Raw genomic sequence first — 25494 nt, forward strand, 5'->3', positions numbered from 1 at the left:
CCTCCGTTGTCCTTGATGAATCTATCGTTTTCATTTGAATTGCGAAGCGGAGCATGGTTCCGCAAGTCGCATTTTCTTATCATACTATAGACTGTGGTTTGCCTTCAAAAGTTACACGTATGCTATGAAAATCCCGAAACGGTTGACTTGCCCATCGTTTTCGTAAACGATAGATACAGAGACTGGCAACGGAGCCGGAACATCGGGAGGAGAAACAAATGAGCATTGCTTACGGAGTGCTAAAGTGCAAAGCGATCGGCCGGAAGGCGGGAACGGGAGCCCATCCCCATTTCCAGATCCATGGCATAGCCGGAGGAGTACAATATCGGATAGCCGTAAACGTAAAATCACAGCTTCATCCATCGGAATTGCTGTATTACACCGACGAATGGTTCGAGCATGAAGTGACGGCGGGCCTGCCTGAGCTGCCGTTCGGCTTTACACGTCTGCCGAACCGGCCCGGAGGCATGGCGCTGGATTATATTCGCGGTAACTTGTTCGACCGGCGGAACCTGGTTCCGCTTGCGTTTGATGTCCCGGGACGGGATAACGATTTAAACGAGAAGCTGGAAATGTACATCAAACGCGCTATGGATTGCGAAGATGCCGTGCTGTATGCGTATGGCGATCCATGGGGGCCGGAGCCGAAGCTGCCGGACACCGTGTTCGGCTTCGTTCCCGGCAGCGGAGTTCATGATATTCACATGAATCAAGGCAATTCCGGCTCCTACGCTAAGGATAACGGCGTATATCGGGACGGGGGCCTGCTGATCCATTTCCCGGCGGATCGCCGCTGGATCGCGATCTTTCTCGCGTTTCAATCGCAATCGTGGCATACGGACGACCGGACGGGCAGTCCGCTCGATTGGGACGGGCAGACAGAGCATGGCCCGTCTCCAAATGCCATAACGGCACCGGAGGAAGCCGTTACCATTGTCGGCGCTGTCGTCCTGCCCGCGAGACGGGCAGGCTTCGCGACGGTCACGCTGCTGAACGCTTCGGAACAAACCGTCCTGCTGGACGGATGGTCTCTCGCGAACAAGCTGAAGCAAAAATACCGGCTGTCAGGCGGCATCGCTCCCGGCCAATTCAGGACGCTGGAGCTGGAGGGACAGCCGGATTTCCTCAAGCAGCGGGGAGACATTATTACGCTGCTCGATCCGCGCGGACTGAAGGTCCACGGCGTCTCCTACACCCGCCGTCAAGTCCGCCCCGGCTGGACGATCCGCTTCTAGTAGCTGCAGCATCCGATAACCCCATCACCCCGATGGGGGTCTTTGTGTTGTTCGGATGACAAATGTCATATGAAATCGATGACGTTCATGAATACCTTAACCGGCGCTGCGCCTTTACACTAAGTACATGAAATAAACGACGAGGTGAACGAAATGAATCCGGCTATCCAACTGGAGCATGTGAGCAAGCATTATAAAGGAAAGATTGCCGTAGACGATCTGTCCTTGACGATAGAAGAAGGCAGCGTCGTCGCGCTGCTCGGGCCCAACGGTGCAGGCAAAACGACGACGGTGTCGATGACGCTCGGGCTGCAGCAGCCGACGTCGGGCACGATCCGGCTGCTGGACGGGAGCCCACAGGACCGGCATGTCAAAAACCGGCTGGGCGCGATGCTGCAGGATGTGAACGTCATTGACGGGCTCAAGGTAGGAGAGACCATCGAGCTGTTCCGCCACTATTACACGAATCCGCTGTCCATGAAGCAGCTGCTGAAGCTGTCCGATCTGGAGGCGGAGAAGGGCAAGATGGCGACTTCGCTGTCCGGAGGCCAGAAGCGCCGGCTGAATTTCGCCTTGGCTCTGGCGGGCGATCCGTCGATTATGTTCCTGGACGAACCGACGGTCGGAATGGATGTGACGTCGCGGCGCACGTTCTGGGAGGCGATAAGAGAGATGGCCGGGAGCGGACGCACCATCATATTGACGACGCACTATTTGGAGGAAGCGGATGCCATTGCGGACCGCATCGTGGTCGTAAATAACGGGCGCCTGATCGCAGACGGCACGCCTGCATCCATCAAAGTGTCCGTTAGCGGACGGACGCTGTCGTTTACAGCGGGAGCGGGCGTAACGGACGAAACCGTCCGGCGTCTGCCTGGAGTCCGCCGGACCGATTGGCACGGGCGCAGAGTGAGCATTGTGAGCGATGATACGGATCTTCTCGTCCAGGCTATTGTGCTGCATGAGCTCGAAGCCAAAGATATCGAGATCCGAAGCGGCGGTCTGGAAGAGGCGTTCCAGCAGCTGGTGCATCATGAAGCCAAAGAGCAAGAATTTGAAAGGAGATGAACCTGATGACGGGCATGATAGCTCAATGCAAGGCGGAAATATTGCGTACGTTAAGAAACCGGAAATTCGTTGTGACGGCTTTGCTGATGCCGGCCATCTTCTACTTTATATTTACAAGCACGATGGATGCGAATATGAATATCGGCGGAATTCAATGGAAAGCGTATTACTTGATGTCCATGACTGTATTCGGAGTCATCGGGGGGAGTATGAACACGATCAGCATCCGGTTCGCGCAAGAGCGCAAGCAGGGCTGGGTACAGCTGCTGCGTATCACGCCGCTTCCGTCCGGAGCGTATGTATTTTCAAAAATCGCCGCTCAGTCGGTCATAAATCTCGGCACGATTGTGTTCATGTTTCTTATCGGCGGTCTGTTCAAAGGAGTGGAGCTAACGTTCGTACAGTGGCTTTCCTGCGGGTTGTGGATTTGGATCGGCATTCTCCCCTTTCTTGCTCTTGGAACGCTCATAGGGACTATCCGCAGCGTTGAGGTGGTACAAGTGATATCACAGGTGATCTTTATTGTCATGTCGGCGCTGGGCGGTCTTTGGATGCCCATTCAGTCCATGCCATCGCTAATGCAGCACATTGCGGAATGGCTTCCTTCGTACCGGTACGGACAAGGAGCGTGGAATATGGTGGCGGGAGCTTCTCCGGATTGGATAGGCATTGTTCTGCTTGCTGCTTACGCCGCCGTCTTTATGGTATTATCTTCCTATAGAATCAAGAGACAGGAAGCGATATAAGCGATGTTCAAGAAAGCGTCCGAGCCTTTCGGCAGCGGAATCAGTATTTTCCAAATGATTTGGCTGGTGTATATGGCTGCTCCCATCTACAGCATGCTGCAAAAGCCGGTTCCCGAAATGTGGATCGGTTTTCCTTTATTGATATTATTTGTGGCCTTAAATATCGCCTCGTATAGGGATGTGCCGCGCCGGCTCCTGTATGTGCTTCTGATGTACGGCATCGTGGTCTATTTATGCTTCCGCTACGATATCACCTTTTGGTTCATGGGCTTCTATGCGGCTCCGATCATCGGGCTGCTTCCCTCCAGGAAGCAATTTTACTCGGGCATGGCTGTTATGCTGCTCTTGTTTGTATTTGTATTCGGCTCACATACGCATCATTTCACCGGGAGCGATCTGGTGCTTATGATCCCTTCCTCGGCGCTGATGATCGGATTGCCGTTCATTCTCCGTGCCGGTGTGAGGTCAAGGGAGCTTAAGGCCAAGCTGCATTCGGCCAACGAGGAAATAGCAAGGCTTGTGCAAATAGAGGAAAGGCAGCGCATATCCCGGGATTTGCACGATACGCTGGGACATACGTTATCTTTGATCACGTTAAAAAGCGAGCTCGCGGAAAAGCTGGTGTTGAAGCAGCCGGAGCGTGCCGTACAGGAAGTCAGGGATATTCAGATGACGGCTCGCGCTGCGCTGAAGCAGGTGCGTGAGCTTGTATCGGGAATGAATGCGGTGACGCTGGCGGAGGAAATTCAGCATGCAGAACGGATATTAGCTGCAGCCAATATGGAGCTTACCGTGGAAGGAGATGCTTCGCAGATCAAAGCGTCGCCTGTCATCCAAAACATCCTCGGCATGTGTCTGCGCGAGGCGGTTACGAATGTCGTCAAGCACAGCAAAGCGACAGGCTGTGGGATTGTTGTGCAGGAAGACCGAAGCGAAATTACCGTCACAGTCCGTGACAACGGCGTCGGACTGCAGGTGGCGGCTGTCGCAGCATCGCCATCCGGCCATGGACTGGTAGGGATGAAGGAACGTCTCGACTTGATCGACGGCAGGCTGGAGCTGCAATCGGAACCGGGAAAAGGGACGCAGGTCACACTATCCGTACCCAATATCGTGAAGAATCAACAGGCAGGTGACAATAAACGATGAAAGTGATTATTGCAGAGGACCAACGAATGCTGCGGGGCGCCCTGAGCGCTCTTCTCGATTTGGAGGACGATATCGAAATCATCGGGCAGGCGGAGCAAGGGGAGGAAGCGCTGCGCATGATTGTGGAGCTGAATCCCGATTTGTGCCTGCTCGATATTGAAATGCCGCGGATGACCGGCCTCGACATCGCAGAGCGGCTGCAGGAGCTTGGGCATCCGTGCCGTGTCGTCATTTTGACGACGTTTTCCCGTGCCGGCTACTTTCAACGGGCGATGAAGGCGGGAGTGCAAGGGTACTTGCTTAAGGATTCCCCTATCGACGAGCTTAGCAGCGCGCTGCGCAAAGTTCACGCCGGGGGCAAAGCGATCAGTCCCGAGCTGGCCTTCTCGTTCTGGGAGGCGGCAGAAAATCCGCTCACGGATCGGGAACAGGAGGTGCTGATGCTGGTGGCCCAGGGCATGTCGGCGAATGAAATCGCCCGGGAGCTGTTCTTGTCGGGCGGCACGGTACGTAATTACGTATCGGAAATTATGCAAAAGCTGGAGGCAAAAAATCGGATCGAAGCCATCCAGATCGCCGAGAAAAAGGGTTGGCTGAAATAAAAGGGACAGTGAAGGGGCAACAAAGCATGCGACGGCTCGGACAAGGGGGCACGATTTACGAAAAATGCAGAATGAGTGAGCAGGAGGCAGTATTCTAGAGACCGATCTTTAAGTAAGCGTTACCATGATTTGAATTCGTTTTATATCATCGCACAAGTCCCTCGGGTGTTCTTTACAGAAAGGAGCAACAGGCGTAATATACAATTCATGATTTGTTAATGTAGTTTCGATTCTTGATCGCTCAATTTCCGTAACTGGAAAGCGGGGGAACCAACGAAGCGGTGCGCGTTCGGTGTGAGAGCCGTTCGGGTATTGCTAGGGGTGAATCCCAAGGCATTCGCAGCAATGCTTTGGGTAGGGCGACTCTCACCGCCCGAATCCGACAGCTAACCTCGTCAGCGTGGATAGACATGGCTTGTTTATAAGCAAAGCGGACATGTCAATGAGAGAGGATGATGGAGCTTGTGATCGTTTATTGCGGCCACAGGGCTTATGCCTCTGTGGTCTTTTTTGTGTTCAAACATAGCAAAATGAATCGCTGAGTCCTTGGGCTATAGGTCTTAAGGATCGGGGGAACCGACGAGCCAAACGGCTCATGGGGTGAATCTTGCAGCAGGAGCGGTTAATCCAGGGTGCAAGTAGGGCGACTCTCACGCCCGAATCCGACAGCTAACCTCGTAAGCGTATCGGGAGAGGCAACTAATATCGTGTGCAGGCACAGCGGAATGCTGTGCTCTTAAAGAAGCCGCGAGAAGAGTTCTCTTCTCGCAGGCTTCTTTTTTGCTGCCCTCGGAAACGGACGATACTAATTTTCGTTGCCGTCAGGGATGAGGCCAAAATTTGCGGGTATAAAAAAATGGCAGATTTGTGCGTCTCCCTGGGATAACGGTTGCCTCCTCAAGGGAGAATAGGAGGAAGAGAACAATGAACGCCACGCAAGAGTACATTCTTGTATCGGCACCAAACAAAACCGGAGAAAGCTTCATCCGGATGCTCATGTCCAAAGAAATTCCCTTCGCCGTCATAACAAACAGCAAGGGAGAGCAGGGCCGGCTCGCCCGGATTGGCGTAAAGCATATTATTTTCATTGATACGAACGAATATGAATCATGGGTGTTACCCGAGCTTCCCATCGGCAAAGTATTTTTATTCGAAAGCTCCTTAAATTTATGCTGCCGGTTTATTCAAATATGCAGAACGTGGACGTCCCAAGATATATGCGTTATCACGCACAATAGCAATCCGAGGCTCGTATATAAAGGCCTTGGAGCGGATGAAGTGATTCATACGCCTAGCCACGAAGTGTCCTTTTTGGTAGAGGGCAGGGTGTAATAGCTTGCCGGCAGAACGGTGTCATTTATCAATCCGGGAGGATGCCATGGAAACCTTTAGAGGGAAAACGCCGGAGGAAATACTGTTATCCATCTCCAGGCTCCATCGCGGAAGACTGAAGGTGTACATCGGCGCGGTCAGCGGCTCTGGCAAAACCTACCACATGCTCCGCGAAGGGCAGGCGCTCAAGCAGCAGGGGATCGATGTGGTTATCTGCGCGGTCTCGACGATGCAACGGCCGGAGACGGTAGAGCAAATAGGCGACCTGGAGCGGGTGCCGAGCATCCATTGGCACGGCAAGGAAGGCACGGAGAAGAAGGATTTGAATCTGGAAGCGCTGCTTAAGCGTAATCCCGAGGTTGTTCTGGTCGACGGCTTGGCCCACCGGAACCGCAAGGACGCCGGTTTCCCTACCCGCTTGGATGATATCAAGCAGCTGCTCAGCCATGGCATAAGCGTTATCACAACGATCAACGTGTATGAGCTGGAAGGAGCGACGGAGCTGGCCAAACGGTGGACCGGCATCGAAGTGCGCGAAACCGTACCTGCCGACACGCTGGAGCTGGCGGATGAGGTCGTGCTCATCGACGTGACGCCGGAAACGCTGTTGACCCGTGCTGCTGAAGGGCAAATGCGGCTTAGCTGCGAAGCGGATATTTACAAGCGGGGGAACCTGGCCGTGCTGCGGGAGCTGGCGCTTCGTCTTGTTGCCGAAGGCGTGAACGACACGCTGGAGAAGCACCGCGAGGAGATGGGGCTCCTGGGGCCTTCAGGTGCCGCGGAGCGCATTCTCGTGTCCGCGCAATACCATTGGAACGGATCGATCCACGTGCGCCGCGGACAGCAGATCGCCAAGCGGCTGAACGGCGAGCTGGTCGTCGTAACCTTCAAGGGGAAGCGGGAGATGACCAAGGAGGAGACCGCCTTCAAACGGTCGATCGTGAAGCTGACCGAGAAGGTAGGCGGAAGCTTCGAGGAGCTTCCTTTGGGCTCGCGCCGGGCACTCCCGAAGCGTCTGGTTGACTATGCGATCGAGCACAATGTAACGAGAATCGTCATGGGCCATTCCAAGCAAACGCGCTGGCAGGAGCTGTGGCAAGGCTCGATCGTTCACGACATGCTGAAGCGGACGAAGAATATCGACATCTTCATCGTTGCGGACCGGGCGGAGCATGAGGGAGAACGGATTCTTCCGGCCCGGATGACAAGGCAGGCGGACGATCCTTACCGCCGGCTCAGCATGAAGGAAGTGGAGAAGCGGATCCAGCAGATCAAACGGGGACGGCTTAAGGTATATATCGGTGCCGCGCCCGGAGTAGGCAAAACCTATACGATGCTGCGAGAAGGCAACGATCTGCTGCGCAAAGGCGTATCGGTGAAGATCGGCTTGCTGGAAACGCACGGCCGTAAGGAGACCAAGGATCAGATCGGCGCATTGGACACGATTCCCCGCAAGGTCATTGATTACCGGGGAACCCGCCTCGAAGAAATGGATACGGACGAGATTATCCGTCTCGCTCCGGAAATTGTTCTCGTAGATGAGCTGGCGCATACGAATGTGCCGGGCAGCAAATACAAGAAGCGCTATGAGGACGTATTGGAAATATTGGATGCCGGCATTTCCGTCATTTCCACGGTCAACGTGCAGCATCTCGAAAGCTTGAACGATGCGGTGGAACAAATGACCGGTGTCCGTGTCCGGGAAACCGTACCGGACCGTATATTGCGGCTTGCGGATGAAGTACAGCTGATCGATGTCGCTCCAGCGTCGTTGCAGCAGCGGATGAAGGAAGGCAAAATCTACGCGATGGACAAAGTGAACCAGGCGCTGGGCAACTTCTTCAAGACGGGCAATCTTATCGCCCTCAGGGAGCTGGCGCTTCGGGAAATCGCCGATGATGTAGACGAACGCCTGGAATCGCTGGAGCGCAAAGGCTCTCTACGGGGTCCGTGGCGTCGCCGTGAGGTCATCTACGTCGGTGTCAGCAGCACGCCTAAGGCGGAGCGGCTCGTAAGAAGAGGCTTCCGGATCGCGCATCGGCTAAAGGCGGCTTGGTATGTCACTTATGTGCAGACCAAGCATAGGAAGCAGCCGGATGATCTGGAAGAGAGACTGGAGCAAATCCGAAAGCTGACCGAGCGTCTCGGGGGAACGTTCGAGATGCAGGCCGCGGATCACCGCAGCCAAATTGCCGACGTGCTCGTAGCCAAAGCCAAGGAGTACAAGGCTACGCAATTAATCATCGGCCAATCGGGGCAGACCGTGTGGCAGGAGTGGTGGCACGGCTCGCTGGTCAAAAAGCTGCTGCGCTTGTCACGGCATGCCGATGTGCTGGTCGTTGCCGATTATGACCCGAATCTTCAGCTTCAGCCAAGCCAAGAGTAACAAAGGAACGAATCAACTTAGGAACGAATCAACTTAGGGAGAGATGTACTTACAATGGGGATATTTGTGTTTGTGTTCGTCTGTCTGTTTGCAGCAGGATACTTAATCATTAACATGTTCGACAACCGGCGCACATCGAACAAGGAGGGTGTCCGCAAACGGATTATCATTTCGATTAGTCAGGCGGCCATCATCTCCAGCATCATTCAGCTGATTATACATGAATAGCAAAACAGCGACGGGAAGGTCTTCTTGGCGGTGCTGCGCGAGATGACCTTTCCGTTTGGGTTTTAAGCCGCGAGGGCTAGGTGTTCTTGCGAGGAAGGGACTGTGGCAGAAGCTTCTTATTGATTGATGAAGGTTTTCAACGGACCTATCATCAGATTCATTCCGTCAACCATGCCTTGCAAATAGATCACCTTTTCTTTATCCTGCGGTACCTGCTCCGATACATCCGTCAGCTTTCTGCGAAACTTGTACTGGGTTTGCTCAAGATTTTCAACCAGTCCTGCGAAATCCTTGACGGCTTTCTGGCAATCGGTAAAGTCATGCTCGGTGAACAGATCGTTATTTTTCTCAATGAGCTCTTTAATAAAATGCTCGGTTGAATTCATGGCAGCTTCACCTCCCACCCGTAGAATCGGTTAGGTAAGCCTTTTTTATACATGGGGAAAGGGCCCTTGACAATTATAACTGTAATCAATATAATAACAGATAAGAAGCAGATGAGATTCCAAGCAGAAGTCGGGAGGTTGCATTATTTTGAATAGCGAGTTTACCATTGCGGTTCATAGCCTAGTATTGCTCGCTTACCGGCCTGATCATATGGCAACCAGCGATATGATCGCCCACAATGTATGCACACATCCCGCCCGGGTGCGAAAGGTCATGGCTCTGCTTCGCAAGCACGGGTACGTTGCAGCCAAGGAAGGAACGGGAGGCGGTTTTTTGCTTCACTGTGAACCGGCGGAAGTAACGCTGGCCGATATGTACCGTCTGACCTCTCTGGGTTCCGTTAAGCCCGGCTGGTGCTCAGGCGACGTGGAGCAGGATTGCATGATTGCGTGCAATATGGCCACGGTAATGGATCATATTTTTTCCGGGGCGGAGAAGCAGTTGATCGATTATTTCGGTCATTGGACGATTCACGATGTACTCGAGCGGCTGCGTAAGGAGCAGGACAAGAAATAGCCCTTGTTTTGTTTTCGAGAAACTGTAATCGGGTAACTATCAGTTAGAGGGAGATTTCATTTCTGCACCTGCATCGTTAGGTGGAAGCCGAAGCATTGCAATCTTTTATTTGAACTGTTACTTAAATTGTTTCAGTTAATTCAATGTCAGGTACAGATGGAAGGAGAGTGGCAGGTATGGCGGTGGCAAAACAAGAGTGGATTCGGGTAGGAGATTGGGTTAGCGGCACTTCAACGGAGGATGAGAAGTTCATCGGCTATGTGGAGTCGGTTGACGTATTCGGCGGCGCAAGAGTTCGCGTTACGCAATGCGACCATGAAGCGGCGATCGGTGAATTGGTGGATAGCACGCTCAGCAAAATCGAGAAGCTTGCCGACTATGTGCCGGCGGAAGAAGCCGACCTGCGCAGCTTGATGGATCTGGCTCTGATGACACGGGATCAAGCGTGGTTTGATGACTTGTACGCATCATTGAGAATGATTCAATTCGACAGCAAAAACGGCAGCAAGCCAACGAAAGGTTATGGATCAGGTCCGTTCACCAGCCGCGTCAAGATCGATTGATAGGATGCTGGACGCTGGATTGATATAAATATTAATTAAGGAGTGGATTCCTATGGCATTGATTAAAGTGGAAGACAACAATTTCAAAGAAACGATAGCACAAGACGGTTTGGTGCTTGTAGATTTCTGGGCCCCTTGGTGCGGTCCTTGCAAAATGATTGCTCCGGTTCTTGAGGAAATGAACGCTCAATTGGGGGACAAATTGACCATCGCCAAAATGAACGTCGACGACAATCCTGAAACTCCAGGGGCGTACGGGATCATGAGCATTCCTACAATGAAGCTGTTCAAAAACGGGGTGGAGGTTTCCACAACGGTAGGCTTCAGACCGCTGCAGGATATGCTGTCTTGGGTAGAGCCTCATTTGGCATAATAGTTTATTGCGTTAAATAATTTCAGCCGAGATTCAAGGCAGGACGAATAACCCTATCGGGATTGCTTATGCAGCCGTTAGGGTTCTTTGTCGTTATGAAGTTAGAAGTCTTTTCGGCGGAACATGAGTAAGCCAAGTCCAAGCGCAGCGAGTGTATAACAAGCTGAATACAGCAGAAAAGCGTTGGACGGGATTTGTCCGATACCGAACGGTCCGAGGTCCATATCGAACGGCACCAGTTCCCGCATCTCGGACAACGAGAACAACTCCGACAGCATGCGATGCTGCAGCGACTCCGTTGGCATGAGGAGAGACATGATGCCGGCAATGGTCATCAGAGGCTTCACGGCTTCGTCCTCCAGCCGGGCGAAGCTGCCCACCTTCTCGATCATACCCCCGAGCCAGCCGGCGCCGTATAGCATCGTCATGAACACGCCGTTGCCAAGGGCGGAGAACAGGCAGGAGCCGAGCATTGAGATCGAGACAAGGATGGGTACGATCCATGCAAACAGCAAAAACGATTTGATTAAAGATACCGGTTCCGCGGGAATGCTGGAATTAGCGTTCGTAATGAGCAGGATCGAAAGGAACAGCAGAGCGGCGTAGCCTATACCCAGGCTTACATATCCGATCCATCGGCCCATGTACCAGTGCCAGCGGGGCAGCGGCCGCGGAAGCAGCGCCTGCAGCACTCCCTGCTCGGCTTCGCCGGATATGACGGAGAACGAACTGAATATCGATAAGAAAGCGATGACGAAAGCGCCGAAGAAAAAGCCCAGCGTCAAGGTGATGCTGCCGAGCTGGAAGCTTTCGATCAGGTAAGCGGTGCTTGTTTTGTCTTGCAGGTAAGGGGAGTCGAGACGTTCTCCCAAAGTTTTGGCGACAAACCAGAACGCCAGCAAGAACACGGCAGTCATAAGCAGCGTTAGTATCATGACCCGTTTGCGGAGCAGCTCCTTCCAGGTCATTCCAATGATCGTTATCATGCGCGTTCCCCCCTATGGCTTAATCCGGAAACCGCGCTCATGAACCATTCGTCCAGTCTGGTTTTCGATTTTTTGACCTCATATAGCGTCATTCCTTGCTCGATGACGAGACTGTTCAGCCAGCCGATCTGCTCGTCGTCCTCCAGGACGGCTTCGAGCCAGAGCGAATCGCTGCCGGCCGGTACCGGCAGCGGTACCGTACTCACCGGCATCCCGATCATGTCGCTCAGCCAGGCCGCCGCAAACGGCGTGAACCCGCCGACACGCAGGTGCCAGCGGGTTTTCTCCTGCAACACGTCGGCGACAGCGCCGGTGTGCAGGATTTGTCCATTATTTAATAGTGCGACGCGATCGCACAGCATTTCGACATCCTCAAGCAAATGGGAGTTGAGGAAGATCGTCTTGCCTTGCTTGCGCAGCTCGCGAAGCAGCTCGCGGACCTCCATCCGGCCGATCGGGTCGAGGGCGGAAGCGGGCTCGTCCAGAAAGACGAGCTTCGGGTCGTTGACAAGGGCGCAGGCCAGACCAAGCCGCTGCTGCATGCCCTTGGAATAATGCTTCACCCGATCGCGTCCGCGAAGGCCGATGCCGACCCGATCGAGCAGCTCGGGAATGCGCTTCTTCGCCAGGGCGGGTTCGATGCCGCACAGCTTCGAATGCAGGCTTACGACTTCCTCGCCGCTAAGCCATTCCTGATAGCGGTACAGCTCCGGCAAGTAGCCGATATGGCGTCTTGCCTCGATGGTTCCGATAGGCTCGCCCATGATCGTCGCCGAGCCTCCGGTAGGACGGATGAGTCCGACGAGCATTTTGACGAAGGTGCTCTTGCCGGCTCCATTCGGCCCGAGGAAGCCGAAGGCTTCCCCTTTGCCGACTTGAAGCGTAATGTTGCGGCAGCCGCGTCCGTTGCCGTAATCTTTGCTTAAACCGCGAGCTTCAATCATTGGATGAATCAAGACTTGATCAACTCCGATACTTTGTTCACTACGGCTTCCTTATCCGTTAGGAGATTATTTCCGCTCAAGCGGAACAGCTGTCCTTCCTTAACCCAGGTCGCCGTGAAGTAAGTGCTCTGCTGCTTTTCGTCGTTATACGAAGTGCCCGATACAATGACTTCGACGCCGTCCACTTTCACCTTTTCTACTTGGCCTGATTCGATAATAGGCAGCGGAACGGAGCCGCCCTGCAGGATGCCCGCCGTTTGCAGGTTCTGCCTGATGTCATCCGGCAACAGAGGGAACTGCATAATGGCATCCAATGCTTCCTTCATTGGGATCGAAGGATCTACCGTAACGGTAGGAAGCGGCGTTTGGGTCAGGGAGTAGCCTTTTGTATTTTTTTTATCTTCCGATTGATTCGAAACGTACAGATGAGTGGATGATCCCATTTCCAGCGTAATCGGTTTGCCGTCAACGGATTGCGGCATCAATTTCTTCGCTCCGAGACGCTGCATCGCCTTGTTCACTTCATCCACATTCATCTTGAACGTAATACTGTTGGAAGGGGAGACGTATATTTTTTCTTTTCCGTCGTAATCCTTAGGGATGACGACTTTATGTCCGAGCGCTTTGGCCGCTTCGTTCGCATCGGCTTCACCGATCGCTTTGCCGGACACCTGCGTGAATTCTCCGAATGTATTGATGGACTGGCGTTCCTTTCCGTCGCCGAAGGCCCCGTTCAGTATCGCTTGCAAGTCGTTCTCCTGAACGACGGTCAGCTGCTGCATGCGGAACTTGTTCAAAATGGCGGCGAGCGCCTGATTGCCGGCTGGTGTTGCAATAGTAACGGCAACTACGCTAACGGCCGCTGCCGCTGCAACCCATCTTTTGCGCTTGCGCATCCACTCGCCGAAAGCATTCGGCTTGCGGGCAGCGGCTGCGCCGTCCGCCTCGGCGGAAAGCTGAACGCGGCTATGCTGCGTGGACGAACCGCCCGCTTCAGCCGCAGGCGCGTCCTCTGCATCCTCGCTGCCGGCCGGCATCATCGAGGATGCGGCGGTGAGCTGTGCGGACCAGCGGGACCATTGCGGCGATTCCGCTTCGCCGGAAAGCTTTTGCTGGAGGCGGGCCCAGGCGGCGTCCGTCAGCTCCATGTCGTTCTTTTTATTGGCTTCACTCATGTATTTGTTCCTCCTAATTCAATCTAGAGCCTGTGCATGCGTCTGCTGCTCGGCATGGCGTCTTAACCGTTCCGTAGCCCGGTGGAGCAGAGTTCCGACCAGCGGCGGCCTGACTTGCAGCTGCTCGGCAATTTCAGCGTAGCTGTAACCCGAGTACCGCAGCAGCAGAGCCTTGCGATCCCGTTCCGGCAGCTCCTCGAGCCACTCGCGCACCTCTTCCTGATCGAGCTGCCTCATCAGCAGCTGCTCGTTCGATGGCTGTTCACCATCCAGGCTGAGCACGTTCAGCGTTTGTTTCTCGTGAAGGGCGCGTTCCCGCGATTTTTTGTTCAGGTGGTCGTAAGCGATCCTCGTCAATACCCGGTGCAGCCAGGCACCCATGAGAGAAGGATCGTCCGGCGGGTTGCGGTAGAGCCGCAAGAACACCTCCTGAGCCAAATCTTCGGCAGCGGCCTCGTCACGTACAAGCGCGATCAGCTTGCGGCGCACGGTAGGGTAATGTATATAAAATACTTCTCGAAAAAACTCGGTTGTCGTTTGTTGCGTTTGTTGCTGTTCCAATCGATTGTCCTCCTTTCAGCTGCAGCTATATATAAGACGGACCCTAATGTTATTTTGTATCACAGAAGCGTATAAAATCATGATACTATAAAAATAAGACAGGATGAACGGGCCTTGTAAAGGGCGGAAATGGGCATGAAATCGACTTGTGGCGCATAATGAATACCGTTTGGCTGCGGTAACAGCCGGGAAGATGCCGGGCCGGGATGGAATAGCCCAAGAGGAAATCGTTAGCGAAATAGGACGTATAGGGGGCGAAGGTTGATGGTTCCAGCTTTGTTCGTTGCTCATGGCATTCCATCCATCGTATTGGAATCAAGCCGGTATACGAAATTTTTGCGCCAGCTCGGCATGCTTTTGCCCAAACCTACCGGCATTGTTATCCTCAGCGCTCATTGGGAGGATGCGATTCAACAAATAGCGGCGGCTCCTCAGCCCGAAACGATGTACGATTTTTTCGGCTATCCCCCGCAGCTGTACGAAATGACGTATCCCGCGAGCGGCGATCTGGTTCTCAGCCTGGAGATCGAGAGCTTGTTTGCAGCGGAGGGCATACGGTGCGAGCTGAATCACCACAGGGGCTTGGATCATGGAGCGTGGTCGGTGTTATCGCTGATGTATCCTGCCGCGGCCATTCCGGTTGTAGCGCTCTCGGTAAATCCGAGACTTGTCCCCGAGGAGCAGTACCGGATCGGAAGGGCGCTGTTGCCGCTCAGAGCCAAAAACATCATGATCATCGGCAGCGGAGGGACGGTCCACAATTTATCTAAGCTGCAGTGGAACAACGACGCCGCGGACAGGTGGGCGATCCGGTTCGATCAATGGTTAGCGGAGGCTGTCAGCGTGTGGGATCTCGAGGCTTTGTTCGATTATGAGCAAAGGGCTCCGTACGCCGCGGATGCGGCACCGACCAAAGAGCATCTGATGCCGCTGTTCATTGCAATGGGAGCCGGGGATAAGCATCGTTCCGGGCGATTGCTGCATCAGCAGTATGATTATGGGACTATGAGCCTTATGACGTGGATGTTCAAGTAAATGCTCAGGAAAATGAAAGAAAGTTATCTGAATTTTTAAAATGTTCACGTTAACATAGATAAAAAGGACGGAGCCTGTTATAATTTCATTAGGCTAAACCGCTTCTCCAATAGGGTAGCACAAACTTATAAACAAGCTGGAGGTTAAGTGATGAAACTGTCCGTATTTACTGTCGTTACGCCGGATTTGACACCGGAAGAGCTTGCCGTCGCCGCTAAAGAGGCAGGGATTGAAGGCATTGAATGGCGTTTTAAAGAAGTACCGGAGGAATTCAAAAACGAGAAGCCGTCGTTCTGGCGCAACAATCTGTGCTCGATCGATCCTGCAGCAACCGATGAAGAGCTGGAGCGCTTCGCCAAAGCAGCCCGCGATAACGGTCTGCAAACGATCAGCGTAACGCCTTATGTTAAGGCAGGGGATATCGAAGCTACGGAGCGGGTGCTTGAAGTAGCCCAAAAGCTGGGAGCGAAAGTGATCCGTGTCGGCGTGCCGGTATATGACCGTTCCACGCATTATAACGAGCTGTTCGAGCAAGAAGTCCGCTATTTGCAAGCCGTAGAGCCTTTGGCGAAAAAATATGGCGTCAAATGCCTCGTAGAAACGCATCACAACACGATCATCGCCAGCGCTTCCGCGGCGCTTCGACTGGTAAGCCAGTTCGATCCGAAGCACATCGGCGTGCTGTTCGATCCGGGCAACATGGTGCACGAAGGCTACGAAAACTTCCGTATGGGCTTGGAAATGCTGGGACCTTACCTTGCGCATGTTCATATTAAAAATACCGGCTGGAAAAAAACAGACGTCCGCGAAGACGGCTCGCAAGCATGGACATCCTACTGGGAGCCAAACCTGGGCGGCATCGTAAACTGGAAGCAAGTGCTGTCCGACCTGAAGGCTATCGGCTACGACGGCTATTTGGGAGTGGAGGATTTCAGCGGCAAGTACGGCTCCAAGGAGCTGCTGAAGCAATACGGCGAGGAAGTCCGCGCTATTTTGGCAGAAATTTAATCCGTTAGGCTGCGCATTTACTGCGGAGGCTCTGGCATGACTAAACCCGTTCATCGGTTCACACCGGTGGCGGGTTTTTGTTTTGTTCCGGAAGGGTTCGGTAGGGCCAGGAGAAAAATAGTTTCTGACACTCTTTACAACGTAACAGTGTTATGTTACATTACTGAATGAAGATGCTTATGCTTATTAATGGAATGATGGCACGGCTGGATGAGGCTTGGATTCATTCCGGCCGCAATATACAGCCAATCGGCTGCCGGCTTATAAGCATCGTATGCATTGTAATTCCGAAATAGTTCAATAAAACAAAAATCGAGACATCAAATCGTCTGTTTAACGTAACAATGTTTTGTTTAGTTGAACTTCTATACGGAACAAACTTGTGACTAGGCCCCCGTCTCCGTTCCCACTCTTTTCATTAGAGGCAGGATGCGAAGCGGAATATACGGAAGGCGGGCCGCCGCAGTTCATTAAACAGGAGGTTGAGTAATTTTGGATACACCATTGGCAAGTGATAAAGCTCCCGGTCTGCTGCGTAATCGTTTCATGCAGGTGATTTTGTTATCCAATTTGCTGCTGCAGCTTGGGATTTGGGTGAGGAATTTCGCCATTCTCCTCTATGTAGCCGATACTACGAACAACGATCCGTCAGCCATTTCGTTGATCAGTGTAGCGGAATTCGCGCCCATCTTCGTCTTTTCATTCATTGGAGGCACGTTCGCCGATCGCTGGCTGCCGAAACGGACGATGATTTGGTGCGATTTCCTATCCGCCGTATCGGTGTTCGCCGTGCTGCTGGCCATTCATTTCGGTTCCTGGCAGTCCGTTTACTTTGTCACCTTCATTTCGGCTGTTCTTTCGCAATTCTCGCAGCCTTCGGCGCTCCGCTTGTTCAAGCAGCATGTGCCGGAAGAGCAGCTGCAGCAGGCGATGGCCTTGTTCCAGACGTTAGTAGCGATGTTCATGGTACTCGGACCGATGCTCGGAACCTTCACTTACAGCACGTTTGGTCTGGAAACGTCCATCGCGGTAATGGGAGTCATCTTTCTGCTTTCTGCACTCGTCTTGTTTCTATTGCCCAAAGATATGCAGCAATCGCAGACGGGTGGCGTGAACGGGGAATTCCGCCAGCAATTCATGGAGGGCTTTCGTTATGTATGGCGGAGTCCAGTGCTGCGGATGCTTGGAGCCGCATTTATTGTCGCCGGTCTCGGCGTAGGCATTTCCCAAACGCTTAATTTGTTCGTTGTCACGGAGCGGCTTGGCAAAAATGAGGAATTTCTTCAATACCTGCTGATGGTGAACGGGGCTGCCATGCTGGTCGGAGGAGGGGCCGTGGCCGTTTTCGCCAAGCGCGTCACGCCGCAGCTCCTGCTTGCCATAGGCATGCTGGTCAGCGCTGTCTGCACTGCCTTTATAGGGTATTCGACCAGCGTTCCGCTGACACTATTCGTGCAATTTTTGAGCGGACTCGCGTTCCCGTGTATTCATACCGGAATCAGCACAATGATTATGAAATGGTCGGATTCCTCCATAGTCGGCAGGGTGAACGGAGTGCTGAATCCGCTGTTCATCGGCATGATGGTCGTGTCCATGTCATTAGCCGGCGCATTGAAGGATATGTTCTCGCTTGTTTCGATCTTTACAGGTGCTGGAGTGCTGTACCTTATTGGCGCCTTGGCTATGGTGCCGATCATGAATCAACAAAAGCCGGAAAATGCGCAGGCCGCCCCGCCAGCCGCCGCCGTATTGGATATGGATAGAAGATGAACAGCTTCAGTCTTGCAATAGTGCGTTATAAAGCAAACACGGCTTCCGATCCAGGTCGGCAGACGTGTTTTTTTTTCAAAAATTACAGACCCTTTATTTTTTTCTCGATTGAGGAGACAATAGATATAAAAGGAAATCGGAGTGAAGGAGAGTGCTTCATGAATCCTGTAGCCAAAATGCTCATTATCGGAGGTATCGTGCTGATCGTGATCGGGCTGTTATGGGCGGTCGGGAGCAAATTTTTGCCGTTGGGCCGTCTGCCTGGAGATATCGTGGTGGAGAAGGAGAACTTCAAGTTCTACTTTCCTATCGTCACTTGCATTGCCGTAAGTGCAGGCTTGTCGCTCATTATGTATTTGATCCGGCTGTTCACCAAGTAATATTGATGGTCCGGAGCAGGCGACCAATAACGAACTGCATCACGAAGTTCTAAACTGTTGGCATCCCTCTGACAAACTTATAACAAAAATATGGGGGGAGGTGTATCTTTTTATTTAGTGAGGAGCCTCATCATAACATATCGCATTATTCGACAAGATTGAGACCAAACTCCTCGCCAGCAGAGAGTCGAAAGGTATGCTCAAATAAATCCTCCTCAAAACGGTCATTAAAATGGCCAATGGGATGAAATCTACTCTCGAACGAACATGTAATGATTAGGACTTGAAATAAAAAAAGCAAAGTCCTATAAGAACTTCGCTTTTAGTTAATTCCTATCATCTTCTACGGTTATATTCGTCTCGGTCTATTCCCCCTCCCCTTGGAAACCGCAGTTCTTCGAATGGTACCGTCTGGCTCTGTCTTCTCATAAATTTTGTCTCGACCTGTGTCACGAACAAGAGTCCAACCTTTTTTATTTAACCATCGTTCGTGGTCTTTCCAACGTCCGATGTACATAGTGTACGGAATGTACATTCTTAATATCTTATTTGTTTCCTTAAACGAATATGATTAAACATACGGAAGGGTGGGGAAGTAGTACTCGATTCGACACCCATTGTTAGCCGGGACAGATGACCCGGCCTCTTTGCTATCCGATTTCAAATATGGAATCGACGATGATCGGCAAATTGTCGCGCAGCGAATTGGCGCCGAGCACGGAACGGGCGTGCAAGCCTTGGTCGCCGAATACCTCCAGCATCAGATCCGAAAAGCCATTCAGCACTTTATGGTGCTCCTCGAACTGAGGGTCGGCGTTAACGAAGCCCTGCACCTTGACGACGCTCTTCACCAGGTCCAGCGAACCGAGCGCGGATTGCACGACGGCGAGCACTTCAAGGCCGGTCTGGCGGGCGAAACGGTAGCCTTCTTCCGTAGTAAACTGCTGCCCCAGCTTTCCTCTCGGCTTTCCGGCCGGGCCCTTGCCCGATACATACAGCAGGCCGTTCACCTTAACGAAGTTGGCGTATTTGGCTGCTGGCTCACTGGCTTCCGGAAGAATAATACCCAAAGCTTGCAAACGTTGAGTAGCGGTTTCGGCGGACATAGGTCTGAACCTCCTCCAAATGGTCCTTGCCAAAAGCAAGGGGATAGCGTTACAATTTGGAAAAATTATACTCCCATGTCTGTAACGGGTCAACGTTTTCTCTGCATCGGATTCTATTTTTGCGATTAGTAGAATATAGATTAGTAGACAACGGTTAACAGAGGTGAGTTCATAATGACATTCCAATATAGTAATAGCAATAACAACAGTAATAGAAACAGCAAAAGCGAAAGCGGAAGCAATAGCGCAAGCAAAAGCGGAAGTAATAGCGAATGCAAAAGCGGAGGCAAAAGCGGAAGTAATAGCGAAAGCAAAAGCGCAAGCAAAAGCGGAAGTAATAGCGAATGCAAAAGCGGTAGCGGCGCTTCCTGGCGCAGCAGACTGCGGCGCGGCGGCTTGCTCGCGCTCGCGGGAGGCCTGCTGGCTGTCGCAGCAGCAGGCTGCAACGGCAACGACGCCGCTCCGTCCGGCGTCGGCGACAATGGCTCCGCCGCCACCGTGGCCCAGCCCGCAGGCGGCGGCGAGCCGAACCGCCCGGCCGCTGCCCAGCAGGCGGCCGCGTACCGCTTCCCGCTGACCGGCGCGGTCAGCGGAGAGCCTGTCCATGACCGTCCGGTGACGGTCATGGTGGAGAATGCGCCGCAGGCCCGGCCGCAGAGCGGACTCGATCAGGCCGATCTCGTCTACGAGATATTGGCCGAGGGCGAGATCACGCGCTTTGTGGCCGTGTACCAGGCCCAGGCGCCCAAAGTGATCGGGCCGGTGCGCAGCATCCGGCCGTACTTCGTCAAGCTCGGCGAGGCGCTTGACGCCGTGATCGTGCATGCGGGCTGGAGCCAGGATGCAATGGACCTCATCGCCGCCCACAAGCTGGAGCATCTCGATGAGGTGTACGGCGACGGCGCTTATTATTGGCGGGCAAGCGACCGCAAAATGCCGCACAACCTGTACACAAGCATCGAGAAAATACGGCAGGGCGCCGAGAAGAAAAAGTTCCGCACCGAATGGAACCTGCAGGAGGCCCGGTTTGCTTTTGCCGCGGATCAACCGCCGCTTACGGACGGCAAGCCGGTGACGAAAGCAACCGTTAATTATATTCGCGGCTATAACGTAACCTACCAATACAACCCGAACAGCGGGTTATACGACCGGTTTATGGCAGGGAAGCCCCATGTCGATAAGGAGACAGGCAAGCAGCTGACGGCCGCCAATATTCTCGTCTGCGAGAGCAAGCATCAAGTGCTTGACAGCGAAGGAAGGCGAGATGTCGATGTGGACGGACCCGGCAAAGGGTATTTGCTGCAGGGAGGACGCATGAAGGAAGTGACTTGGGAGAAGAAAAACGGCATGATCCGGGCGTTTTCGGACGGCAGGGAGCTGGCGATGGTTCCCGGGCAAACGTGGATCCAGATCGTTCCCGAAGGCTGGGGAATCGACGTACAGTAGCGGGAGGCCGCAGGTCTCTGCGCCGATAGGTTCACCCCTATGGAGAGAAGAGACGCTTCAGCCCTTGACCGGAAAAGGTATGGGCGGCTACCGTGGCAATCGGTGCCCATTTGAGAAAAGACAAAAGGATCCAAGGCGCGTTTCGGGAAGAAGCGCGGTCCGGATCCTTTTTTACTGCGTCTTATAAGCTTAAGGTTTGATTGCGATGGGCTAGGGCAAGCTTCGTTAGAAGCTGATAACCCCGTAGCCTATCAGCACGATGATGATCAAAACGATAATGAAGCCAATCCACATCGGAGCTGTCGGCTGCTTTCTGCGGCGGCGGGCAACGATCATTTCCATTAACCCTATCAGGATGATCGCCAACACCCCTTTGAGAATAAACAGAAGCGGGAAGCCGAGAATGGCCAGCATGCCGATACCCGAGACGAGCATGATCAGGTAAAACAGTCTTTGGATCATCAAGGTAACTTTTTGATTTGAGAAAATGACACTGAGGACGAACAAAATGACCGTCAACAGCCACGAACCGGCGTGGGACTGATAAAAAATGTTAAACATTTCAGAACCTCCTGTGATAAGCTGTATACGTAAACGTATGTGCGTTTGCACATAATATCATCCTGATTATATAGCTCGCGGCAGGCAAAAGCAATGCTTGGCCCTATTTGCAACAATTTGTTCATATAAACATTCGAAGCGTGGGAAAGGAACCTTACTACTATGTCACTGCGATACGCTCTGCTTGGACTGTTAGCCAAAAAATCATCTACCGGCTATGAGCTGCACCAGCAGTTCAAAGAAAAGCTGGTCTATTTCTGGAATGTTCACCACACCCAAATTTACCGGGAGCTTAACAAAATGGAGAAGGACGAGCTGGTCACGTCCGAAACGATACAGCAAGAAACCCACCCGGACAAAAAAATATATACGCTGACACCCGGAGGCACGAAAGATTTGATTCATTGGCTCATGCAGTCATCGATTCCTTCGGCTCATATAAAGGATGAATTTCTTGTGCGCGTGGCGGGCTTCCCGCTGATATCGGCCGATGAAGCCATCAGGCTGTTGGAGCAGGTAAAACGCCGCGAGCAGCGTCATTACGATATGACCCGGAAATGGAGAGAGGCCCATTTTCCAAAAGAGGGACCGCCCCCTTACGAGCTGATCGGCGAATATATGACTTCCGAATACGGGCTGATCTATTCCCGAAGCTATATCGAGTGGTGCGATTGGGCGATCTCGGTGATGGAGACGATACGAGCTAAAGGTTGATTGAAAATTTCAAAATTTTTGATTGAAACGATCATAAATCCGAGTTATCATGTCCTCGTAACCGATGTTTTCCATAATTTTATTGAGGAGAGGATTCGGATGGTTCATGCAAACACAATGGAGCAGCCGCTCACGGCGGTACTGATCGGAGCAGGGCAGCGATGTATGATCTATGCCTCATACGCCGAGAAGCACCCGGAACGGCTGCGCATTACAGGCGTTGTAGAACCGGACGCGGAGCGAAGACAGCTGGCTGCCGCCCGGTTTCACATCGGTCCGGACCGGTGCTTCGAGTCGGTGGAACAATTGATTGCGCTTCCGCGATGTGCCGACGCCGCTATTAACGGAACGATGGATGAGCAGCACGTACCGACCACGCTTCCGCTGCTTGAGGCGGGCTATGATGTGCTGCTGGAGAAGCCGGCGGGCGTTACGGAGGAGGAAGTGCTGGAGCTGCAGCGTGCAGCCGATGCTCACGGCCGGACCGTGATGATCTGTCACGTCCTTAGATATGCGCCGTTCTACACGGCGATCCGCGAACGCATCGCTGCAGGAGAAATAGGCGAAATCGTCAGCATCCAGACATCCGAGCATGTGAGCTACCACCATATGGCCGTTTCGTTCATTCGCGGCAAATGGGGCTCCCAGGAAAAATGCAAGTCTTCGATGCTGATGGCCAAGTGCTGCCACGATCTCGATCTCATTACATGGCTGAACGAGGATGCCCGTCCCGTCAAAGTAAGCAGCTTCGGAAGCCTCTCGCATTTCCGCCCGGACCAAGCTCCGGAGGGAGCGGGGACCCGCTGCTTGACGGATTGCAGCATCGAGGCGTCCTGTCCTTATTCGGCCAAGAAAAACTATATCGAACAGGGACGATGGGGCTTCTACGTATGGAACAACCACCATCTGGGCGCCAAATTAAGCCTGGAAGACAAGCTTGAAGCCTTACGCACGGACAATCCGTACGGACGCTGTGTATGGCATTGCGACAACGATGTGGTTGACCGCCAATCGGTCATTATCGAGTTCGACAACGGCAGCACGGCATCCCACAACATGATAGGAGCCACTTCGAAGCCTTGCCGGAAGATTCATATTGTCGGGACCAAGGGCGAAATCGAAGGTGTAATGGAAGACGGCAGCTTCGTTGTCCGCCATCCCGATCCGAGACCGGGTCATGAATTTACGGAAGAGCTCGTGAAGATGGGGGTTAAGAACGACGGGCATGGAGGCGGAGATCTGCGTTTAGTGGAGGATTTCGTCAAAGCGCTTCGCGGCGATCAAACGTCCGCTATGTCGACGACGCTCGATAAATCCGTCTCGGGCCATCGTATCGGCTTTGCTGCCGAGCGCTCCCGGCTGAAAGGAACCGTCGAACTGCTGTAGCCGGCTGTTCCCGGTGTACATGGATAACTGCAATTATGGTTAGCTTTATTGCATCAAGCATTAATTATTACGACCCTTAACGCTTAACGCCGTTAAGGGTCTTTCCATTTTTGCCCGAACCGCACGGAAACTGAAAAAAAACGGGTGCTTATACAGCACCCGTTTCCGCGCTTTATTTTACAACAATAGAGTTTATAGAGGTTTTCTCACCACATAGGAAAGTTTAAGTTCGGTAAAGCGATAATGCATTACGAAGATCTTCCCTATTGGCGATAACTACCATTGAACGAGGTTGCTCATCCTTGAAATACTTCGATAGGAGGTTTTCTCACATTGCCTGAGATTTGGTCTCCTCGATGGCCGAACGGCGGTTCAGTTTATCCGCCCATATACAGTAGCCCATCCCGACATACGTCAATCCCCAGAAAAAGGCGAAGTATTTGTTATCCTCGACCGGCAAAATCATCGAGATCAGCATGAGCACGAGCAGTCCCGGGACCCAATGCGGATATACGCGAGCCCGGAAGGTCAAGAAGGTGAATACCAGCGTGCCTCCCGTCATTCCAATCAACGATACAAAACGGGAAACGGTGAACAGCAGGCCGTCGGGATTGATCAGCGGCTGCACCGAGGCGAAAGACGACCACAGCATCGCCGTCGTTATAATATTGCCGATCGTAATGGCGATGGCAGTAATAAACCCTGTCACTCCGGTTTCCTTCGCTTGTACGGTGAAGGTAACAAGGGTCGTAAACGACATCAAGATGCAGGCGATCAGGCCGCATAGAAGCTCCGGTGTGCTATCGCTTCCCCACAGGATAGAGCTTGGCGTCATCCCTATTCGTGTTACTCCCGAAATGATACATAGCATACCCAGCCACTTAGTAACTTGTTTTTCCGTCATTTCTTTTCACCCTCCATTGGTTTGCATGTTCTCTTGAATTCGATTATACGAGCAGGAGCATCATGGAAAACAGAGTAGGACCCTCACCTGTTATGGGAAGTCGAGCCGTGATCATTTCGGGAAGAAAGGAGGAAGGGGTCGGGAAATTCCGAACCAACCGTATTCAAGCTTGATGACGCCGATTATAATGAAGGAAAACGGGGAATTTTTCCTCGGTATCGGTTTTCTCTTGCAAAAGAAGCTAGCCAGGTACCATGCAAAATCAAGGAAGGCGGATCGCAATGACCCTAGAAACCAAGGGCCGTTTGACAAAAGAGACGGATCTATTACCGCGAAACCACGGATTGGTCAGGCTGCTGAGGCTGGCTGTTGTCTTTTTCAGCGCCGTCACGGTGATTATGTATGCCGGAAGTATTCCCGGTTATTACAATGAGCTGGTGTCCCGCTGTATTGTTCAAGGCTGCGGGCTGTGGATTCCGTCTATGCCATTGTCCAATGCCATGAATATTGATCTGTCGCTCGAAACGTATGGCGTGCTGTTCGTGTTGATCGACAGTTTGTTTACATTGCTATTTTACGGGGCTGCCTTCGTAATCTTTTGGAAGGGCAAGCGAGAGCCTATGGGATTGCTCGCCGTTCTTGCCATGGTTGCCTTCGGGACGTCGTTCCCGTCACTCATATGGGTTGCTTCCCAGGAATCCATATGGCATCAAAACTGGTTTATGATCGTTGCAACACTGGGCTGGGTCAGCTTGTCGCTTTTGTTCTTACTGTTTCCGAACGGATCGTTCGTGCCCAAATGGACGGGCTTCGCGTTTATATTTATCGCCGCCTTCGATGCTACGAATTTGTTTTATGGCGGAAGCATATGGT

26 protein-coding genes, 1 pseudogene and 2 riboswitches are annotated in these 25494 nt (G+C 52.8%); of the genes and pseudogenes, 19 read left to right on the forward strand and 8 right to left on the reverse strand.

Annotated features, from left to right (window positions below):
* Positions 1-218 precede the first annotated feature (218 nt).
* From ACFQ88_RS19920 to ACFQ88_RS19955, 8 genes and pseudogenes are all read left to right on the forward strand, one after another.
* Positions 219-845 (forward strand): annotated as a pseudogene (locus tag ACFQ88_RS19920) (DUF2278 family protein); the annotation flags it as partial.
* A 543-nt stretch (positions 846-1388) separates the two neighbouring features.
* A complete protein-coding gene (locus tag ACFQ88_RS19925) occupies positions 1389-2303 on the forward strand; it encodes an ABC transporter ATP-binding protein (RefSeq protein WP_379455970.1) in 915 nt (304 codons plus the stop codon).
* A 5-nt stretch (positions 2304-2308) separates the two neighbouring features.
* Positions 2309-3049 carry an ABC transporter permease gene (locus ACFQ88_RS19930; RefSeq protein ID WP_379455972.1) on the forward strand — a complete coding sequence of 247 codons (741 nt, stop codon included), beginning with the start codon at positions 2309-2311 and terminating at the stop codon, positions 3047-3049.
* Between the two features lie 3 nt (positions 3050-3052).
* Positions 3053-4198, forward strand: a complete 1146-nt coding sequence (locus tag ACFQ88_RS19935) for a sensor histidine kinase (RefSeq protein WP_379455974.1) — start codon at positions 3053-3055, stop codon at positions 4196-4198.
* The gene (locus ACFQ88_RS19940) at positions 4195-4800 is read left to right on the forward strand and encodes a response regulator transcription factor (RefSeq protein WP_379455976.1); all 606 of its coding nucleotides are present in this window, start codon (positions 4195-4197) and stop codon (positions 4798-4800) included. Before ACFQ88_RS19935 ends, ACFQ88_RS19940 begins: the two co-directional genes overlap by 4 nt.
* Before the next feature lie 228 nt (positions 4801-5028).
* Positions 5029-5217, forward strand: a riboswitch (cyclic di-AMP (ydaO/yuaA leader).
* A 109-nt stretch (positions 5218-5326) separates the two neighbouring features.
* Positions 5327-5500, forward strand: a riboswitch (cyclic di-AMP (ydaO/yuaA leader).
* A 224-nt stretch (positions 5501-5724) separates the two neighbouring features.
* Complete coding sequence (locus ACFQ88_RS19945; RefSeq protein ID WP_379455978.1) at positions 5725-6132, forward strand: hypothetical protein; 408 nt, start codon at positions 5725-5727, stop codon at positions 6130-6132.
* 46 nt (positions 6133-6178) lie between these two features.
* Complete coding sequence (locus ACFQ88_RS19950; RefSeq protein ID WP_379455980.1) at positions 6179-8518, forward strand: universal stress protein; 2340 nt, start codon at positions 6179-6181, stop codon at positions 8516-8518.
* Positions 8519-8572: 54 nt separating this feature from the next.
* A complete protein-coding gene (locus tag ACFQ88_RS19955) occupies positions 8573-8746 on the forward strand; it encodes a hypothetical protein (RefSeq protein WP_239631369.1) in 174 nt (57 codons plus the stop codon).
* Between the two features lie 116 nt (positions 8747-8862).
* Here ACFQ88_RS19955 and ACFQ88_RS19960 read toward each other — a convergent pair whose 3' ends face one another.
* Complete coding sequence (locus ACFQ88_RS19960) at positions 8863-9132, reverse strand: hypothetical protein (protein WP_239631371.1); 270 nt, start codon at positions 9130-9132, stop codon at positions 8863-8865.
* A gap of 148 nt (positions 9133-9280) precedes the next feature.
* Here ACFQ88_RS19960 and ACFQ88_RS19965 point away from each other — a divergent pair, with 148 nt between their 5' ends.
* The 3 genes from ACFQ88_RS19965 (at position 9281) to trxA (ending at position 10645) form a co-directional block, all read left to right on the forward strand.
* Positions 9281-9709 (forward strand): RrF2 family transcriptional regulator, encoded by a 429-nt coding sequence (locus tag ACFQ88_RS19965; RefSeq protein WP_379455983.1) that lies wholly within the window; start codon positions 9281-9283, stop codon positions 9707-9709.
* 176 nt (positions 9710-9885) lie between these two features.
* Positions 9886-10272: a group-specific protein gene (locus tag ACFQ88_RS19970; RefSeq protein WP_239631376.1), complete on the forward strand. Its 387-nt coding sequence runs from the start codon at positions 9886-9888 to the stop codon at positions 10270-10272.
* A gap of 52 nt (positions 10273-10324) precedes the next feature.
* Positions 10325-10645 (forward strand): thioredoxin, encoded by a 321-nt coding sequence (gene trxA / locus ACFQ88_RS19975; RefSeq protein ID WP_239631378.1) that lies wholly within the window; start codon positions 10325-10327, stop codon positions 10643-10645.
* Positions 10646-10746: 101 nt separating this feature from the next.
* Here the strand turns inward: trxA and ACFQ88_RS19980 are convergent, their stop codons facing one another.
* From ACFQ88_RS19980 to ACFQ88_RS19995, 4 genes are read right to left on the reverse strand one after another with little or no spacing between them, the layout of a single operon-like run.
* Positions 10747-11631, reverse strand: a complete 885-nt coding sequence (locus ACFQ88_RS19980; protein ID WP_239631380.1) for an ABC transporter permease subunit — start codon at positions 11629-11631, stop codon at positions 10747-10749.
* On the reverse strand, positions 11628-12584 hold the full coding sequence (locus tag ACFQ88_RS19985) for an ABC transporter ATP-binding protein (RefSeq protein WP_379456823.1): 957 nt from the start codon (positions 12582-12584) through the stop codon (positions 11628-11630). The genes ACFQ88_RS19980 and ACFQ88_RS19985 overlap by 4 nt, the downstream gene beginning before the upstream one ends.
* A complete protein-coding gene (locus ACFQ88_RS19990; protein ID WP_379455986.1) occupies positions 12584-13750 on the reverse strand; it encodes a hypothetical protein in 1167 nt (388 codons plus the stop codon). Before ACFQ88_RS19990 ends, ACFQ88_RS19985 begins: the two co-directional genes overlap by 1 nt.
* Before the next feature lie 18 nt (positions 13751-13768).
* Positions 13769-14311: a sigma-70 family RNA polymerase sigma factor gene (locus tag ACFQ88_RS19995; protein WP_239631384.1), complete on the reverse strand. Its 543-nt coding sequence runs from the start codon at positions 14309-14311 to the stop codon at positions 13769-13771.
* A 264-nt stretch (positions 14312-14575) separates the two neighbouring features.
* Between ACFQ88_RS19995 and ACFQ88_RS20000 the strand changes: the two genes are divergently transcribed.
* From ACFQ88_RS20000 to ACFQ88_RS20015, 4 genes are all read left to right on the forward strand, one after another.
* Positions 14576-15346 carry a DODA-type extradiol aromatic ring-opening family dioxygenase gene (locus ACFQ88_RS20000; protein WP_379455989.1) on the forward strand — a complete coding sequence of 257 codons (771 nt, stop codon included), beginning with the start codon at positions 14576-14578 and terminating at the stop codon, positions 15344-15346.
* A gap of 150 nt (positions 15347-15496) precedes the next feature.
* On the forward strand, positions 15497-16354 hold the full coding sequence (locus ACFQ88_RS20005; protein WP_379455991.1) for a sugar phosphate isomerase/epimerase family protein: 858 nt from the start codon (positions 15497-15499) through the stop codon (positions 16352-16354).
* Positions 16355-16846: 492 nt separating this feature from the next.
* A complete protein-coding gene (locus tag ACFQ88_RS20010; RefSeq protein WP_379455993.1) occupies positions 16847-18124 on the forward strand; it encodes an MFS transporter in 1278 nt (425 codons plus the stop codon).
* Between the two features lie 158 nt (positions 18125-18282).
* Complete coding sequence (locus ACFQ88_RS20015; protein ID WP_239631391.1) at positions 18283-18504, forward strand: DUF2905 domain-containing protein; 222 nt, start codon at positions 18283-18285, stop codon at positions 18502-18504.
* Positions 18505-19154: 650 nt separating this feature from the next.
* On the opposite strand, the gene ACFQ88_RS20020 is transcribed toward ACFQ88_RS20015, so the two are convergent.
* Complete coding sequence (locus ACFQ88_RS20020) at positions 19155-19610, reverse strand: RidA family protein (RefSeq protein WP_379455995.1); 456 nt, start codon at positions 19608-19610, stop codon at positions 19155-19157.
* A gap of 174 nt (positions 19611-19784) precedes the next feature.
* Here ACFQ88_RS20020 and ACFQ88_RS20025 point away from each other — a divergent pair, with 174 nt between their 5' ends.
* Entirely contained in the window at positions 19785-21056 is a 1272-nt protein-coding gene (locus ACFQ88_RS20025) for a DUF3048 domain-containing protein (RefSeq protein WP_379455997.1), read from the forward strand.
* 225 nt (positions 21057-21281) lie between these two features.
* Here ACFQ88_RS20025 and ACFQ88_RS20030 read toward each other — a convergent pair whose 3' ends face one another.
* A complete protein-coding gene (locus tag ACFQ88_RS20030) occupies positions 21282-21617 on the reverse strand; it encodes a DUF1516 family protein (protein ID WP_239631400.1) in 336 nt (111 codons plus the stop codon).
* A gap of 162 nt (positions 21618-21779) precedes the next feature.
* Between ACFQ88_RS20030 and ACFQ88_RS20035 the strand changes: the two genes are divergently transcribed.
* Positions 21780-22331, forward strand: coding sequence for a PadR family transcriptional regulator (locus ACFQ88_RS20035; protein ID WP_239631403.1), 552 nt, complete (start codon positions 21780-21782; stop codon positions 22329-22331).
* 99 nt (positions 22332-22430) lie between these two features.
* Entirely contained in the window at positions 22431-23717 is a 1287-nt protein-coding gene (locus ACFQ88_RS20040; protein ID WP_379456000.1) for a Gfo/Idh/MocA family protein, read from the forward strand.
* A 328-nt stretch (positions 23718-24045) separates the two neighbouring features.
* On the opposite strand, the gene ACFQ88_RS20045 is transcribed toward ACFQ88_RS20040, so the two are convergent.
* A complete protein-coding gene (locus tag ACFQ88_RS20045; protein ID WP_379456002.1) occupies positions 24046-24621 on the reverse strand; it encodes a hypothetical protein in 576 nt (191 codons plus the stop codon).
* Positions 24622-24902: 281 nt separating this feature from the next.
* Here ACFQ88_RS20045 and ACFQ88_RS20050 point away from each other — a divergent pair.
* On the forward strand, positions 24903-25494 hold a 592-nt coding region (locus tag ACFQ88_RS20050; protein WP_379456004.1), incomplete at its 3' end, for a hypothetical protein.

The sequence above is a fragment of the Paenibacillus sp. NPDC056579 genome, from assembly GCF_042793215.1.
In the GTDB taxonomy this organism is placed as follows: Bacteria; Bacillota; Bacilli; order Paenibacillales; family NBRC-103111; genus Paenibacillus_S.